Here is a 15,895-nt window from a genome sequence, read left to right as displayed (position 1 = left end):
CACGTCATGCCGTCGCCAGCGCGAAGAAGGCGCCGTCGCTCCACACGCCGGGCGGCTCGTCGTCACCGATCAGCGCGCGTTCGGCGATCTCGTAATAGACCGATCGCGCGACCAATGCCTCCAGCCCGCCGCGGACATGGAGATACGGGCGGGGGCCGTCCTCGCCCTGATCGAACCGCAACGGATGCGCCGGGCCGGCCGCGACCAGCTCGCCGGTGTTCAGCCGGAAGGCGAGGCGGCCGTCGCGGCCGTCGCCCTCGGCCTTCATCTCGACCGCGACGAACGGCGCATCCTCGACCGCGATGTCCAGCTTCTCGACCGGAGTCACCAGCACGAACGATCCGTCGGGCTCGCGGCGCAGGATCGTGGAGAACAGCCGCACCATCTCCACCCGCCCGATCGGCGAGCCCTGGTGATACCACGTGCCGTCGCGCGCGATCCGCATCTCGCTGTCGCCGCAATGGGTCGGGTGCCAGCGCTCGACCGGTGGCAGGCGATGCTCGGCCGCCGCCCGCGCGATGTCGGCGAGCGACAGGCTGGCGAGGTCGGGCGGCGGCTCCATCGGCATGGGAATCGGCTAGGGCAGGCGGGGGCGGAGGTAAAGGCGCCACCCATATTCCTGCGAAAGCAGGAATCCAGGGCCACGCGCTGTGCCGTTCCTGGCCCTAGGCTCCTGCTTTCGCAGGAGCACGGCTCGTTAGGCCGCCACGACCACTCGCGGCCCCAGCGCGCCCGCCACCGCCGGCACGTTCGTCCCGCGCGCGAGCAGGCGGCGCGCCTCGACCGGACCGGGCAGGCGCCAGCTGCCGGTCGCCTCGGCGGAAAAGCCCCAGAACCGGCCGTAATATTCGGGGTCGCCGACCAGCGTCATCGCGTCGTCCAGCCCGAGTTCGAGCGCGGTATCGAGCGCCAGGTGCATCAGCTCCTTGCCCAGCCCGCCGCGCTGGCGCTCCGGCGCGACCGCGACCGGGCCGACCAGCACCAGCGGATGGTGCATCCCGTCATCGGCGGTCAGCGTCACCGGCCAGCACTGGATCGTGCCGATCAGGACGCCGTCCTCGATCGCGGCGAAGCTCAGCTCGGGGATCGCCGACACGCCGGCGCGCAGGCGATAGGCGGTCCGCTGGTGCCGGTCGCGGCCGAACGCACGGTCCAGCAACGCCTCGACGGCGGCGGGGTCGGCGTCAACGATCGGCACGAATTCGGGCAACGTTCTTCCTACATTCGGCCAAAGACGACCCAAAGGCGCGGCGCTTTACGCCGAACGGCGGCGTTTACAAGCGAACTCCGTCACCGGCGGGGTTGATCGTCGGGCGTCGGGCGGGCAGGGGCGCGCACCATGACCGACCGCCTGCAACTGCATGTCCACGATCTCGAGGTAATGGTGCTGACCGGCATCTATTCCGAGGAGACGCACCTGCCGCAGCCGCTGCGGATCTCGGTGACGGTCGATCTCGACCTGCCGGGGCGATTCGATCCTGATTCGCCGTTGAGCGAATCGAAGAATTATCTCGACCTGAAACATGCCGCGACGACTGCGTTGCCGGCCGGCGTCCATTTCAAGCTGGTCGAGGCGGTCGCCGAGCATATCTGCGAGACGCTGTTCCTCGGCGACAGGCGCGTCGCGCGGGTCGAGGTGAAGATCGTCAAGCTCGCGATCGCCGAAGCCGGCGAATCGATCGGGATCAGCCTGGTCCGACACCGGAAGTAGGTTTCGCGTTTCACAACGCGATGCGGCGCCGGCCCGCTCCCCCACCCGACCGCCCATAAGGTAGAATGTCTGGGCGGTCGGGTGGGGAAGCGGGCCGCCGCCGTTTCATCAAGAGGCGTGGCAAGGGCCCAGCTGGCTCTGCACGAAGGCGTAATCCTCGCGCACCGCCGCCGCGTCGCCGGGTTCGAGCTGGGCGAGCAGGCTGTTCGGCACGGCCGCGGGCAGGCCGCACGCCAGGCGATACCACAGGAAGGTGTTGCGCCGGGGCGGCGGGAGCGCGTCGCCGACCACCTCGCTCAGCGCCACGGTCCATGTTGGCGATTCGTTCTGCCGCCGCGTGATGCTGAGCGAGACGGGTCCGCCGCGCGTCGTCAGGAAAATCTGGGTCTCGCCCTCGCCAGGCAATGTGCCGGGCGAATGGAAGGCATTGCCGATTCCGGTGATCGCGGGCGGCGATTTGGTCGAGGCGACGTCTTGCGCAAGACTGCGAACGGTGGCCTCGGTCGTCGGGCTCCACGCGAGCTGGCCGTTATTCTCGACCAGCTGCACCTGGTCGGGCATCGTCGCGACGGGCCGGGCGAAGACCAGCACGCGCTGTTTCTTGCGCGGTACGGCATTGGCCGGCGCGTCCAGCACATAGCCGACGCGGGGCGGGATCGCGTCGCCGCCACGGATCAGCGCCGCCACATCTAAGGTAATGTAATATCGCGACATTCCAGGCGCGAGCCCGGCCGCCTCGGCCGGCTTGATCCGCGCCACGCTGCGCACCGCGCCGTCGATCACCATCGGCGCCTTGATCGCCAGGTCGGCCAGGTCGGCATAGGCGTAGCTCGGCGCGGGCGGCGGCGTCTGCGCGACGGCCGGAACGGCGAGGGCGAGGATCAGGGCAGCGGGGGGGGGCAGCGGAACGCGGGTCATCCCGGCGACGTTAACGATCCAACATGAACGGCAACAGAAATAATTCTGCCATGCCACGATTGTACGTTTGTTGCGTCCGACAAAGCGTTTGCGTCGTTCCGTGGCTGGCGATAGAGACTTGGGCTCTACCCGGCCTGACGCCACCGAACCGGTTACACCGGCAAAGGTTAACGTGACGCAGCAGGGCGGGGAAGAAGGAGTTGATTTTCTGAATGGCATACGCTGATCGTGATACCAGTGGCAGCCGCATCGTAGCGATCGTCGTCGTGTCGATCATCGTTGCGGCGTTCGGCTACGCGTTCGTGACCGGCCTGGCGATGAACGTCGTCGAGCAGGTCCAGAAGAAGCTTAATACGTTCGACGTGGCGCCGCCGCCGCCGCCGCCGCCGCCGGACAAGCCGCCGCCCCCGCCGCCCGACCAGCCGAACCTACCGCCGCCGCCGACCGTGCCGACGGCATTCCCGCCGCCCGTGCCGGTGCCGGCGCCGATGGCACTGCCGCCGGCTCCGCCGATGCCGCCGACGGTCGCGCCGCCGGCTCCGCCCGTGCCGCCGATGCCGCCGGCTCCGCCGCCCGCGCCGCGCCAGTCGAAGGCTGCCGGTCTGCGCGGTAACCCGGCCAACTTCTTCGGTCCGGACAATTATCCGCCGGAGGCGATCCGTGCCGGTGCGCAGGGTCGCGTGGTCGCTCGCTTGTCGATCGGCACCGACGGCCGCGTGACGGACTGCTCGATCACGTCGTCGAGCGGCAACAGCGCGCTGGATTCGGCGGTCTGCCGCATCTCGAAGAGCCGTGTGCGCTTCACTCCGGCGCAGGACGAGGCGGGCAACCCGATCGCGTCCAGCTACACGCTGCCGGTCCGCTGGGTGCTGCCGAGCGAGTGATTGAATGCAGGCGGGCGGGTCGCGGTCGCGGCCCGCTCCGTCGAGAGGTTACGAAACGCTTTTGATCTTTTGGTAAGGAACGACATCGATGAGCATCTCCATCCTTAATGCCGGTGCCTCGGGCGGCGGCGCAGAACAGTTCGGCGTCCTGAACGCGCTCCAGACGGGCGGTTTCATCTCGTGGGCGGTCGCGGTCATCCTGGCCGTGATGCTGTTCTTCACGCTCTACATCCTCTTCACGAAGGTGTTCGAGCAGCAGAAGGTCATCAACCAGGGCCGCCGCGTCCGCGCGACCTTCTGGAACTCGAACTCGCTGCGCGAAGGCGCCGCCAAGCTCGAGAAGAACTCGGCCTACAAGCAGCTGGTCGACGACGGCTTGGCCGCGCAGGAGCAGCACAGCCGCCTGACCGATCCGGTTGAGGCGCACGACTGGCTCCATGGCTCGCTGTCGCGCTCGGAGGACATGATTAACTCGCAGCTCGGCAACGGCCTGTCGTTCCTGGCGACGGTCGGCGCGACCGCGCCGTTCATCGGTCTGTTCGGCACCGTCGTCGGCATCTACAAGGCGCTGCTGAACATCGGCGCCTCGGGTCAGGCGTCGGTCGACAAGGTCGCCGGTCCGGTCGGTGAAGCGCTAATCATGACCGCCTTCGGTCTGGTCGTCGCGGTTCCCGCGGTGCTTGCCTACAACTGGCTGCAGCGCCGTAACAAGGGCATCGCCGAGCATCTGTCGGCCTTCTCGACCGACGTGCTGGGCTACCTGGCGTCGAACGGCGCGGTGAAGCCGACCCCGGCGCAGCGCAAGGCGCAGACCGCGCCGGCCTCGACCACGGCGAAGCCGGTGACGACCACCAACACGACGGCCGCCAACCCCGCCACCAAGGCGTAAGCACCGTCACGGCGGACGGGAACGGCTCGTCCGCCGCTTCGCCCCGGCAACGCGGCCGGGGCGAAATCGAAGTAAGGATAGGATAGCTCAATGGCGATCAGCACCGGTGGATCAAGCGATGCCCCGATGTCCGATATCAACACGACGCCGCTCGTCGACGTCATGCTGGTCATGCTCATCATCTTCATCATCACCGTCCCGGCGGTGGTGCAGAACATCAAGCTCAAGCTGCCGAAGGTCGTCAACGAACCGACCACGACCAAGCCGGAGAACGTCTCGCTGTCGATCCGGCGCGAGGATGACGGCAGCTGCGGCGTCTATCGCAACATGACCAAGATGACCCACCAGGAACTCTACGACTTCGCGTCGAAGAAGATGAAGGCGGACATCGAGCGGTTGAAGGCGGCGGGCCCGATCGATCCGGACAAGATCCCGGAAGTGCACATCCGCGGCGACGTCAACACGCCGTACAAGTGCATCGGCGCGGCGATCTACACGATGCAGTCGGCCGGGTTCATCAAGGTCGGCTTCATTTCCGAGCCGCCGCCCAAGGACCAGATCCAGTCCTAAGTCGCCCCAGAATCAGGAGTTAATTCGACATGGCAATGAGTGGCGGCAAGGATGACGGCTCGCCGATGATGGACATGAACATGACGCCGATGATCGACGTCCTGCTCGTGCTCCTCATCCTGTTCATCATGACCATTCCGATCCAGACGCACGCGGTGAAGGTGGACCTGCCGGTCAACACCAACAACCCGGCGCCCCCGGTCGAGCCCGACAAGAACAAGCTCATCATCTATCCGAACGATCAGATGACGTGGAACGGCCAGCCGGTGACCGAGCAGCAGCTGCCCGATTATCTTCAGGCCAGCCTGCAGAAGACGCCGGAGCCCGAGCTGCACTTCCAGCCCGACCCGGAAGCGCGCTACGAGACGGTCGACAAGGTCTTGGCGATCATCAAGCGCTCGGGCGTCAGCAAGCTCGGCTTCATCGGCAACGAGCAATACGGCAGCGCCTTCTGACGCTTCGGTAACGGACGGCACCAAATCGGGGGCGGTCGCGCGAGCGGCCGCCCCTGTTCGTTAGAGCGTCCGAACGCCGGCTTTCAATGTAGGTTTTCGTTCGCCAGGCTGGCCGAGATGGCTAGACTTCGCGAAACCATGGCGGCGTACGCCTGCGACGGCAAACGGCGGGATGATTCTCCGTCATCTGCCGCATGGCACGGGGGCCGGGTTGCGTCGACAGAGCCACCGTCACGCCAGACGAGATCGTGACCGATCCGCGCGGCGATCACGCCCGTACCCCCGTCAAGTTTGTCAACTTTGGCCGCCGACCCGAACCTAGAGTCGCGGCAGGGTCACCCCGCGCTGGCCCATATATTTACCCGCGCGGTCGGCGTAGCTGGTCTCGCACGGTTCGTTGCCTTGCAGGAACAGGAACTGGCACGCTCCCTCGTTGGCGTAGATCTTGGCCGGCAGCGGCGTCGTGTTCGAGAATTCGAGCGTCACGTGCCCCTCCCATTCGGGTTCGAGCGGGGTCACGTTCACGATGATCCCGCATCGCGCATAGGTCGACTTGCCGAGGCAGATGACCAGCACGTCGCGCGGCACGCGGAAATACTCCACGGTCCGCGCCAGCGCGAAGCTGTTGGGTGGGATGATGCAGACGTCGGTCTTGCGGTCGACGAAGCTGTTGGCGGCGAAATCCTTCGGATCGACCGTCGCCGAATCGACGTTGGTGAAGATCTTGAACTCGTTCGCCACGCGCGCGTCGTAGCCGTAGGACGACAGGCCGTAGCTGATGCAGCCCTCGCGCCGCTGCGCCTCGACGAACGGCTCGATCATGCCGCGGGTCTGCGCCGCTTCGCGAATCCAGCGGTCCGACAAGATCGACATGCTACCACTCCCTGCGTCATCTCCCCGCCGCCGGGCACGACCGGGCGGAACGAGGCTATCGGGCGTCATGGCGCATAATCGGGCAGCGTCAACATGCCGGCCATCATCCGGCGCTGGACGGCCGGCGGGATCATCCCGAAAACCAGGCGCGTCGCCGTTCGCGTCAGCGCGCCGCCATGCGCGCCATAGCCGCCGCTGCGGGAACGCCGCATGAAGCGCCGGATCCGGGCCAGCCGCGCCGTCTCGAACGCGGGCAGCAACGCGTCGGGCTCGCATCGGGGCGCCAGCATGGCGAGCGCCGCCGCGTCCTCGATCGCCTGACAGGCGCCCTGGCCCAGATTGGGCTCCATCGCATGCACCGCGTCACCGACGCAGATCACGCGGCCGGCGCCGAGACGACGGGGCAGACCGCGCGCATGGATCGCGAACGGGATCAGCGCCGCCGCCGCCGTGCCCGCCACCGAATCGGTCACGACCGCGGGCCAGCCGCTCGTGCGAGCCCTGACGTCGGACAGACCGATCGTCGCATTGGCCGGCTGGTTGCGCATGTAGAACCAGTATCGCCGCCCGCCGCCGGCATCGAACAGACCGAACCGTTCGCCCTCGCCCCAGAACTCGGACGAGCAACCGGGAGGCAGCGGCGGCAGCGCGTCGGACAGGGCGATGACGCCGCCATATCCGCGATAGGTCGGCGGATTGCCGATCAAACGCGTCGCGGTCGCCGACCAGATGCCGGTCGCGTCGATCACCAAGTCGGCGACGATGCGGGTGCCGTCGGCCAGCCGGACGACCGGGCGAGTGTCGATGTCCTCGATCGTATCGAGTTCCTGCCCGAGCTGGATCGGCACATCGCCGAGCGCATCGAGCAGGCAATTTTGCAGGAAGGTGCGGGTCGGGAGGTATGCCTCGCCGCCAGCGATGACGGCGTCGATCCGCAGGGGACCGAAGATCGGCCGGCCGTCACGGCGAGCCGACGATATGCTTGCGATCGGGGCCGCCTCCGTGCCGATGCGATCCGCCGCACCGATCAGTGACAGGGCCTGCATCGCATTGGGCCACAGGCTCAGCGCGGCACCGGCCGGGTCGAGCGTCGGTGCGCGATCGTGGACCGTCACCGCATAGCCCGCGCGCCGCAAGGCGATCGCGGCGGTCAGCCCGGCAATGCCGGCGCCCAGCACGACCGCTCGCCGCGGCACTACAGTATGCCCAGGCTGGCCGGGCCGAAGGCGTGGGGGAGGAGGTCGCTGAGCCGATGCTCGACGATCGGACCGCCGGTCAGGCCCGAGCAATAGACCGTGAGGTCGCGACCGCCGGCCTGGGCGGCTTCGTTGAGCACCTGGCGGCAGCGCCCGCATGGCAGTACCGGCTCGATCGCATCCTTGCCCGTCATTCCGCCGACGATGCCGACCGCGACCACCTCGCGTATCCGCCCCGCGGCGGCGGCGCTGGCGACCGCGACCGTCTCGGCGCAGAGCGACAGGCCGTAGCTGGCATTCTCGACGTTCGCGCCGGTCACCAGCGAGCCGTCGCGCATCAGCAGCGCCGCCCCGACCGAGAAGCGCGAATAGGGTGCCCAGGCGTTCGCCGCTGCCGCCCGTGCCGCCACGATCAGTCGCCCGGTCGGGCTCGTGTCATCCGTCATCGTCATCCCCGAATGTGCAGCACGCAGATCAACGTGAACAGCCGCCGCGCCGTGTCGAAATCGACCGCGATCTTGCCCTCCAGCCGCGTCATCAGCAGTTCGGCCGCCTGGTTGTGGATACCGCGCCGGGCCATGTCGACGGTCTCGATCCGGTCGGGCGTCGCGGTGCGGATCGCGTCGTAATAACTGTCGCAGATCGCGAAATAGTCGCGGATCGGGCGCCGCAGCGTGCCGAGCGACAGGATGAACGTCTCCAGCGCGGTCCCGTCCTCGCGCGACAACGCCAGCACCAGCCGCCCTTCCTCGACCGCCAGGTTCAGCAAATACGGCCCGGCATAGCCGTCCGGATAGTCGCGCGCCGGCGCGAACGAATTGTCCTCGATCAGGTCGTAGATCGCGATGCGGCGTTCCTGCTCGACATCGGCGTTGCGCCACATGATCGTCCGCTCGTCGAGCGTGATCCCCTTGATGCGCTGGTCGGCCACGATCCGGCGCTTATCCCCATCCATTTGGATTATCCACAGTTGAGCGGATCGGGGAGGGGCGTAGAAGCGCAAGCATGGCGACCGCGATTCAATCCGTACCCCCGACAGACACGCCGACCCTGCCGCAGAACGTGGAGGCGGAGGCGGCGTTGCTCGGCGCGATGATGATCGACAATCGCATCGCCGACGAGATCGACAAGCTGGTTCCCGACCATTTCTTCGAGCCGCTGCACGGCCGCATCTTCAAGGCGATCAAGTCGCTGCGCGAGCACGAGATGACCGCGACTCCGGTCACGCTGCGCCCGATGTTCGAGGCCGATCCGGCGATGAAGGAGCTCGGCGGGCCGGGCTATCTCGCGCGGCTGACCGGGTCGGGCGCCGGCCTGATCGGCGCGCGCCAGTTCGCGCAGCAGATCTACGACCTGGCGATGCTCCGCACGCTGATCGAGGTCGGGCGCGACCTGGTCGACAAGGCGATGGACACCTCCAAGGAGGTCAATCCGCGCGCGCAGATCGAGGCGGCCGAGGAGGAATTGTTCAAGGTCGCGGCCGACGGCGGCGCCGAATCGTCGGTCAAGACCTTCGCCCAGGCGACCACCGCCGCGATCGCGATGGCCGACCGCGCGCTCAATTCGGGCGGCGGCGTGTCGGGCGTCACCACCGGCCTGTCGTCGGTCAACGCCAAGATGGGCGGGTTCCACCGCTCCGACCTCATCATCCTCGCCGGGCGTCCGGGCATGGGCAAGACCAGCCTCGCGACCAACATCGCGTTCAACGCGGCACAGCGGTTCATGCAGGACGAGATGGACGGGATCGACCCGAAGCAGCGGATCGGCGCCAAGGTCGCGTTTTTCAGTCTCGAAATGTCGGCCGACCAGCTCGCGACTCGCGTGCTGGCGGAACAGGCGCGGATTTCGAGCCAGGACCTGCGCATGGGCAAGATCAGCCAGTCGGAGATGGACCGGCTGGTGGTGACTGCCGGCGAGCTCCAGAACCTGCCGTTCGTGATCGACGACACCGCCGGCCTGACGATCGGCCAGCTGCACACCCGGATGCGGCGGTTGCAGCGGCGGCACGGCGAACACGGTATCGGCATGGTGGTGGTCGATTACCTCCAGCTGCTCCAGGGCAGCGGCAACCGCGCGAGCGACAACCGTGTGCAGGAAATCTCCGAGATCAGCCGTGGGCTGAAGACGCTGGCGAAGGACTTGAACGTCCCGGTGCTGGCGCTGTCGCAGCTCAGCCGCCAGGTCGAAAGCCGCGAGGACAAGCGCCCGCAGCTGTCGGACCTGCGCGAATCGGGCTCGATCGAGCAAGACGCCGACGTCGTGCTGTTCGTCTATCGCGAGGATTATTACGTCGCGGCCAAGGAGCCAAAGCGACCGGTCGAGGGTGACGACAGCAAGGTCTTCGAGGACCATGCCAAGTGGCAGATGGACATGGAGCGCGTGTACGGCCTCGCGGAGCTGATCGTCGCCAAGCAGCGCCACGGCTCGACTGGCAAGGTGACGCTGAAGTTCGAGCCGGAGATCACGCGGTTCAGCGATTACGCGGGCGATGGGTTCGGGCCGTCGAATTACGAGTAGTCGTCGTCATGCCGGGCTTGTCCCGGCATCCACCAAGCCGCCAGCGGAGCGTCGATGTTCTTGCGCTGGACGCGCGGCCCGTGAATCCCGGCACGAGCCTGTCCTGAGTGACGCCGCAGGCGGCGTCGACGGGGCCGAGGTTTAAATCGCCCCTCAAGCTAGATATCCCGCAATCCCACCCCGATCGCGGCACGCGCGGCGTCGGCTTCGTTCGACACGACCGGGTACGCGCAATAATCCGCCGCGTAATAGGCGCTCGGGCGGTGGTTGCCCGACCAGCCGACCCCACCGAACGGAGCGGAGGAACTGGCGCCGTTGGTCGGCTTGTTCCAGTTGACGATGCCGGCGCGGATGTTCGCCCAGAAGCGGTTATAGAGGTCCGGTTCCTGGCTGACGAGGCTCGCCGACAGGCCATAGCGGGTGTTGTTCGCCTCCGCGATCGCGGCGTCGAAATGGTCGCAGCGGACGACTTGCAGGATCGGGCCGAACAATTCGATGTCGGGCCGCTCGTCGAGCATCGTCACGTCGAGGATGCCGGGGCGCAGGAACGGGCGATCGGGATCGGGCCGCTGCAAGTGCCGGATCGGTTTGGCTCCGCGCAGCATCAGTTCGAGGAAGCTCTCGCCCAACATGTCGGCGGTGTGGTTGTCGATCACCGGCCCCATGAACGGCGCCGGCTCGTCGTGCGGGGCGCCCACGATGATGCGATCGACGATCCGCTCGATCTCGCCGATCAGCGCGTCGGCCAGCTTCTCGTCGACGATCAGCCGGCGGCCGGCGGTGCAGCGCTGACCAGCCGAGGTGAAGGCCGATTGCACCACCAGCACCGCGGCCTGTTGCAGGTCGGGCGTGTCCCACACCACGATCGGGTTGTTGCCGCCCATCTCCAGCGCCAGAATCTTTTCGGGCCGCGTCGCGAACTGGCGGTTGAGCGCGATGCCGGTCGGGGCCGAGCCGGTGAAGAGCAGCCCGTCGATCCCGTCATGCGCCGCCAGCGCCTTGCCCTCGTCGGGGCCGCCGATCAGCAGCCGCACGCACCCCTCGGGCACGCCGGCCTCGCGCAGGAAGCCGACCAGCATCGCGCCCGACGCCGGGGTCTTCTCCGACGGCTTGAACACCACGGCGTTACCCGCGATCAGCGCGGGAACGATGTGGCCGTTGGGCAGGTGCGCCGGGAAATTGTACGGCCCGAGCACCGCGAGCACGCCGTGTGGCTTGTGGCGCAGCGCCATGCGGCTGCCCATCGGCGAATCGAGCCGGCGCTGGCTGGTCCGCTCCGAATAGGCGCTGACCGAGATATCGACTTTGGCGACGACCGATTCGACCTCGGTCTTCGCTTCCCACAACGGCTTGCCGGTCTCGCGCGCGATCGTGTCGGCCAGCGTGTCGGCGTTGGCACGGACGACATTGGCGTAGCGGCGCAGCGTCTCGATGCGGAAGGTGACGGGCTTGGCGGCCCAGTCGGCCCAGCTGGCGCGCGCGGTGGCGACCTCGGTCTCGACATCGCCGATCGCTCCCCGCCACAGTTCGGCACCGGTCGCGGGTTCGTGGGAAATGATCGTGTCGGGCATGCGATCGCCTGTCTGACCGATTTTTCGCGCGAGCGCCACGCCTTAGCGCAGGGCGTCGCCCATTTCGCGGATCGCGGCGATCTTGGCGTAGAGCGGCGCCCAATCGTCGTGACGGTCGATCGCCGCCCAGATCGCCTCGACCTCGTCGATCAGCATCGAACAGGGTGCGTCAGACCAATAGGGATGCGAGCGATCCTTGCGCGGTCGGTACGGCGCGAGGGCTGCGCGGGCCGTATCCCACTCGGCACCATAGCCGGCGGGCAGATCGCCGCCGAACGCGTCGAAGAAGAAGCGGTCGATCGGAGTCGCCGTCGCGCGGAGCGGGCCCTCGATCGCCTGCACCAGTGCGCGATTCTCGGCGGGGTCGCGCGGGATCAGTCCCAGCCGCCACACCGGCGCCTCGCCGACCGCGCGCTGGTAGCGCTCGCCGAACGTGTCGAGCATTGCGATCATCGGTTCGGCCTCGGCGATCGGGCGGAGCGACACCGCCAGTTGCATCGCGTCCCAATGGATCGCTTCCGGCTGGCGACCGAAGGCGTAGAGCCCGGCGTGGTCGAAATAGGCCGCGGTGAAGCCCGGGTCCCAATTCGGGACGAATCGCCACGGGCCGTAATCGAAGCTTTCCCCGGTGACGTTGATGTTGTCGGAATTGAGCACGCCATGGACGAATCCCGCCGCCATGTAGCGCGCGGCGAGCGTCGCGGTGCGATCGACGACATGGTCGAGCAGGCGAACGGCCGCGTCGTCGCCCGCTTCCTCGCCGTAATAATGGCGCAGCACATAGGCCGTGAGCGCCGCCAGCCCGGCATTGTCGCGCAGATAGGCGAGCCGCTGGAACGTGCCGATCCGGATATGGCCGTGGCTCAGCCGCACCAGCACCGCCGAGCGCGTCGGCGAGGGTTCGTCGCCGCGCTCAAGCGCCTCGCCGGTCTCGATCAGCGAGAAGGTGCGCGAGGTCGGCACGCCCAGCGCCTCCAGCATCTCGGTCGCCAGGATCTCGCGCACGCCGCCCTTCAGCGTCAGCCGACCGTCGCCGAAGCGGCTGTACGGCGTCTTTCCCGATCCCTTGGACCCCAGGTCCATCAGTCGCCCGGCCCGATCGCGCAACTGCGCGAACAGGAACCCGCGCCCGTCGCCGATGTCGGGATTGTACACGCGGAACTGATGCCCGTGATAGCGCAGCGCCAGCGGCCGCGGCAGCGACCCGTCGAGCGGCGCGAACCGCCCGAAATGCGCGATCCATTCGGCATCGCTCAAGCCGTCGAGCCCGACCTCCGCCGCCGCGCGATCGTTGCGGAAGCGCAGGATCGTTTGCGGAAAATCGGCCGCCGCGACCGGATCGTAGAACGCATCGCCCAGGTCGAGGATCGCGGTTTCGGGGCGATATGCTTGCGGGCGAGCGGACATGCGGCGATATGGGTGCGCCCGGGCCGAGGACGCAACCAGAGACGACCATGCCAGCCTATGAAAATTGCTACTGGGAGGTCGACGATCTCAAGCTGCACTATCGCGACTATGCGAAGCGCAGCGGCACGGACGATGGCCGGCCGCCGATCCTGTGCTTTCCGGGCCTGACCCGCAACGCGCGCGATTTCGCCGAACTGGCCGAGCGACTGTCGGACGAGTGGCACGTGCTGGCGGTCAATTTCCGCGGTCGCGGCGGCAGCGCGGCGGCGAAGGATCCGATGTCGTATTTGCCGATGACGTACGTCGCCGACGTGCTGGCGCTGCTCGACACGTTGCGGATCGATCGGTTCGTCGCGGTCGGCACCTCGCTCGGCGGGCTGGTCACGATGCTGCTCGCCAACGTCGCGCCGGGGCGGCTGGCGGGGGCGCTGCTCAACGATGTCGGGCCGCAGATCGAGGCGGCGGGGCTGTCGCGCATCCGCTCCTATGTCGGCAAGCCGCAGACCTGGCCGACCTGGATGCATGCCGCGCGGGCGGCGCAGGAGGGGAACGCCGACGTCTATCCCGATTACGGGATCGAGGACTGGCTGGCGATGGCCAAGCGGCTGTACCGGCTCAACAGTGCCGGGCGCGTCGTGCTCGATTACGACATGAAGATCGCCGAGCCGTTCCGCGTGCCGGGTAACGAGACCGGCGCCGACATGTGGCCGGCGCTCGACGCGTTGCAGGGCGTGCCGACGCTGATCGTGCGCGGCGAGCGGTCGGACGTGCTGGGCGCGAGCGTCGCCGCGCGGATGGCGGAGCGGCTCGACCAGGCCGAACTGGTGACCGTACCGCGCGTCGGCCACGCCCCGACCCTGAGCGAACCCGTTGCAATCGCTGCGGTCGATCGCCTGTTGAAGCGCGTGGCGAAGGAACCCGCCATCGCCTGACGCGTCTCGTTGGCTCATCCAACAGAGAGGTATCATGACCGACGCAGCCGACACCCTCGACCGCCCCACCGCCGATCGTGCCGACGCGCATACCGCGATGCCCAGCCTGTCGGGCAGGCGAGTCGCGATCACCGGCGGCACGACCGGCATCGGGCGAGCGATCGCTGTGCTGCTGGCGAGCGAGGGCGCGAAGGTGTTCGTCTGCGGGCGCGACGCCGATCATCTGGAGGATGCGCTGGCGCGGATCCGCGAGGTGGGGGAGGGTGACGGCATCAACCTCGACCTCGCTGACCCGAAGAACAGCAAGGTGTTCGTCGACAAGGCGACCGCGTTTCTCGGCGGTCTCGACGTCGCGGTGGTCAACGCCGCGATCCCGGCGGAGGGGCTGACCGACATGGACGACGCGTCGCTACGCTATGCCATCGCCACCGATTTCACCGCCTATCTGCTGAGCGCCCACGCCGCCGCCGATGCGATAGGCGATCGCGGCGACATCGTGTTGATCGGATCGATGTCCGCGCACGTGCTGGGAGCGGGCTCGACCGTCTATGCCGGGATGAAGGCCGGCATCGCCGGGTTCGCGGAGGCGTTGCGCAAGGAATTGGGGCCACAGGGGATCAAGGTCGCGCTGGTCGAGCCCGGCAAGACCGGCGCCGACTTCCAGTATCCCGACATCCCGGCCGACAAGCAGCGCGCGATGATCCGCGAGGAGACGATGCTCCGCGCCGAGGACATCGCGGTCGGCGTCCATTACGTGCTGACGCAACCGCGTCGCGCGGTCGTGCAACAACTGACGATCGCCCCGCGCGAGCAGGATCAGGAATGACCTATCCCTTCGACGAACTGGTGTTCGACCCGCGCGACGTCGATCTGTCGCGCGGCCCGCTGGCCGGACAGATCGATGCCGAGACCTATTGCCTGGGCGCGTTCAATCCCGGGATGACGCGGTTGCCCAACGGCAATCTGCTGCTGATGGTGCGGGTGGCGGAGGCGCTGCGTCAGCCGATCGTCGACCAGCATATCCACGCGATCCGCTGGCATGACGGCGGCTATGTGCTCGATCCCTGGCCGATCGAGATGGTCGACACCGCCGATCCGCGCAAGTTCATGATGCGCACCGGCGGCTGGCGGGTGATGGCGCTGACCAGCCTATCATGGCTGCTGCCGGTCGAGCTGACTGCCGATGGGCGCAAGGTGGCGGACATCCATTACGACCGCGCGATCGCGCCGGCCGCGCCATACCAATGCTATGGCGTCGAGGATGCGCGGATCAGCAAGGTCGGCGAGCGCTGGTTCATGACCACCTGTTCGGTCAGCCCGGAGCGGCATTCGACCACGCTCTACACCTCCGACGACGCGCTCGACTGGCGGCTCAAGGGGATCGTGCTCGACCACCAGAACAAGGACATGCTGATCTTCGAAGGACAGATCGGCGACAAATACTGGGCGCAGACGCGGCCGCTCGGCGATCTCTATTTCGCCTATCCGCCGGGCAGCGAGTGGCGCGCGGGGCCGTCGATCAACCTGTCGACTTCGCCCGATGCGCTGCACTGGAAACCGTATGACAAGCCCGGCATCCGCCCGCATGCGGCGACGCTGGCGACCGCGCGGATGGGCGGGGGAGCGCCGCCGGTCGCGACCGACCGCGGCTGGCTGACGCTGTGGCACGGGGTCGAGCCGTCGGAGATGGTCGGCATCTATCGCACCTATTGGTCGATCCTCGACCGCGACGATCCGTCGACGGTGATCGACACCAGCCACGACCCGCTGCTCGAAGCGCGACCCGATTTGACGCAGCCGATTGACGACCTGATGTATCTGAAGAACGTCGTGTTCACGACCGGCATCGCGGACGCCGGCGACCATTATGTCGTGGCGAGCGGCGAGGCCGATCTGGCGTGCCGGATAACGCATGTGCCCAAGAGCGTCTTCGCCGCGACTTGATCCCGGCGCGCCAAGCTGGGTAGGGCCG

Annotated in this window: 18 protein-coding genes; 9 read left to right on the top strand and 9 right to left on the bottom strand. The window is 67.6% G+C overall.

Translation table 11 applies throughout. The annotated features are described in order from the left end of the window. Positions 1–4: 4 nt before the first annotated feature. Positions 5–568, bottom strand: coding sequence for a DUF1285 domain-containing protein (locus tag J0I47_RS06070; protein ID WP_294045571.1), 564 nt, complete (start codon positions 566–568; stop codon positions 5–7). 129 nt (positions 569–697) lie between these two features. Continuing rightward, entirely contained in the window at positions 698–1,210 is a 513-nt protein-coding gene (locus tag J0I47_RS06065; RefSeq protein WP_294045570.1) for an N-acetyltransferase, read from the bottom strand. A gap of 129 nt (positions 1,211–1,339) precedes the next feature. Between J0I47_RS06065 and J0I47_RS06060 the strand changes: the two genes are divergently transcribed. Beyond that, positions 1,340–1,711 carry a dihydroneopterin aldolase gene (locus J0I47_RS06060; RefSeq protein ID WP_294045568.1) on the top strand — a complete coding sequence of 124 codons (372 nt, stop codon included), beginning with the start codon at positions 1,340–1,342 and terminating at the stop codon, positions 1,709–1,711. Between the two features lie 108 nt (positions 1,712–1,819). On the opposite strand, the gene J0I47_RS06055 is transcribed toward J0I47_RS06060, so the two are convergent. Then, positions 1,820–2,629 carry a hypothetical protein gene (locus J0I47_RS06055; RefSeq protein WP_294045567.1) on the bottom strand — a complete coding sequence of 270 codons (810 nt, stop codon included), beginning with the start codon at positions 2,627–2,629 and terminating at the stop codon, positions 1,820–1,822. Positions 2,630–2,841: 212 nt separating this feature from the next. On the opposite strand from J0I47_RS06055, the gene J0I47_RS06050 reads away from it, so the two are divergent. From J0I47_RS06050 to J0I47_RS06035, 4 genes are all read left to right on the top strand, one after another. After that, a complete protein-coding gene (locus J0I47_RS06050; protein ID WP_294045565.1) occupies positions 2,842–3,513 on the top strand; it encodes an energy transducer TonB in 672 nt (223 codons plus the stop codon). Positions 3,514–3,601: 88 nt separating this feature from the next. Next, positions 3,602–4,402 carry a MotA/TolQ/ExbB proton channel family protein gene (locus J0I47_RS06045; RefSeq protein ID WP_294045563.1) on the top strand — a complete coding sequence of 267 codons (801 nt, stop codon included), beginning with the start codon at positions 3,602–3,604 and terminating at the stop codon, positions 4,400–4,402. A 90-nt stretch (positions 4,403–4,492) separates the two neighbouring features. Next, positions 4,493–4,972 carry a biopolymer transporter ExbD gene (locus J0I47_RS06040; RefSeq protein WP_294045562.1) on the top strand — a complete coding sequence of 160 codons (480 nt, stop codon included), beginning with the start codon at positions 4,493–4,495 and terminating at the stop codon, positions 4,970–4,972. Between the two features lie 29 nt (positions 4,973–5,001). Then, a complete protein-coding gene (locus J0I47_RS06035; protein ID WP_294045560.1) occupies positions 5,002–5,427 on the top strand; it encodes a biopolymer transporter ExbD in 426 nt (141 codons plus the stop codon). Positions 5,428–5,745: 318 nt separating this feature from the next. Here the strand turns inward: J0I47_RS06035 and dcd are convergent, their stop codons facing one another. From dcd to J0I47_RS06015, 4 genes are all read right to left on the bottom strand, one after another. Further along, on the bottom strand, positions 5,746–6,300 hold the full coding sequence (gene dcd / locus J0I47_RS06030; RefSeq protein WP_294045559.1) for a dCTP deaminase: 555 nt from the start codon (positions 6,298–6,300) through the stop codon (positions 5,746–5,748). A 65-nt stretch (positions 6,301–6,365) separates the two neighbouring features. Continuing rightward, positions 6,366–7,496, bottom strand: a complete 1,131-nt coding sequence (locus J0I47_RS06025; RefSeq protein WP_294045558.1) for an NAD(P)/FAD-dependent oxidoreductase — start codon at positions 7,494–7,496, stop codon at positions 6,366–6,368. Next, positions 7,496–7,942, bottom strand: coding sequence for a cytidine deaminase (locus J0I47_RS06020; RefSeq protein ID WP_294045557.1), 447 nt, complete (start codon positions 7,940–7,942; stop codon positions 7,496–7,498). The genes J0I47_RS06025 and J0I47_RS06020 overlap by 1 nt, the downstream gene beginning before the upstream one ends. 2 nt (positions 7,943–7,944) lie before the next feature. Next, positions 7,945–8,427, bottom strand: coding sequence for a UPF0262 family protein (locus tag J0I47_RS06015; RefSeq protein WP_294045899.1), 483 nt, complete (start codon positions 8,425–8,427; stop codon positions 7,945–7,947). Between the two features lie 74 nt (positions 8,428–8,501). On the opposite strand from J0I47_RS06015, the gene J0I47_RS06010 reads away from it, so the two are divergent. Beyond that, on the top strand, positions 8,502–10,013 hold the full coding sequence (locus J0I47_RS06010) for a replicative DNA helicase (protein WP_294045556.1): 1,512 nt from the start codon (positions 8,502–8,504) through the stop codon (positions 10,011–10,013). 158 nt (positions 10,014–10,171) lie between these two features. Here J0I47_RS06010 and astD read toward each other — a convergent pair whose 3' ends face one another. Beyond that, positions 10,172–11,584 carry a succinylglutamate-semialdehyde dehydrogenase gene (astD, locus tag J0I47_RS06005; RefSeq protein ID WP_294045555.1) on the bottom strand — a complete coding sequence of 471 codons (1,413 nt, stop codon included), beginning with the start codon at positions 11,582–11,584 and terminating at the stop codon, positions 10,172–10,174. Between the two features lie 42 nt (positions 11,585–11,626). Beyond that, positions 11,627–12,991: a protein adenylyltransferase SelO gene (locus tag J0I47_RS06000; RefSeq protein ID WP_294045554.1), complete on the bottom strand. Its 1,365-nt coding sequence runs from the start codon at positions 12,989–12,991 to the stop codon at positions 11,627–11,629. Between the two features lie 47 nt (positions 12,992–13,038). Here J0I47_RS06000 and J0I47_RS05995 point away from each other — a divergent pair, with 47 nt between their 5' ends. The 3 genes from J0I47_RS05995 to J0I47_RS05985 are packed head-to-tail and all read left to right on the top strand — an operon-like array spanning position 13,039 to position 15,867. Next, positions 13,039–13,923, top strand: a complete 885-nt coding sequence (locus J0I47_RS05995; RefSeq protein ID WP_294045553.1) for an alpha/beta hydrolase — start codon at positions 13,039–13,041, stop codon at positions 13,921–13,923. Positions 13,924–13,957: 34 nt separating this feature from the next. Then, positions 13,958–14,749 (top strand): SDR family oxidoreductase, encoded by a 792-nt coding sequence (locus J0I47_RS05990; RefSeq protein ID WP_294045551.1) that lies wholly within the window; start codon positions 13,958–13,960, stop codon positions 14,747–14,749. Beyond that, on the top strand, positions 14,746–15,867 hold the full coding sequence (locus J0I47_RS05985) for a glycosidase (RefSeq protein WP_294045550.1): 1,122 nt from the start codon (positions 14,746–14,748) through the stop codon (positions 15,865–15,867). The genes J0I47_RS05990 and J0I47_RS05985 overlap by 4 nt, the downstream gene beginning before the upstream one ends. Positions 15,868–15,895: the final 28 nt, after the last annotated feature.

This window comes from Sphingomonas sp. (genome assembly GCF_017304635.1).
Taxonomy (GTDB): Bacteria; Pseudomonadota; Alphaproteobacteria; order Sphingomonadales; family Sphingomonadaceae; genus Sphingomonas.
This window is presented reverse-complemented; position numbering and strand designations above follow the sequence as displayed.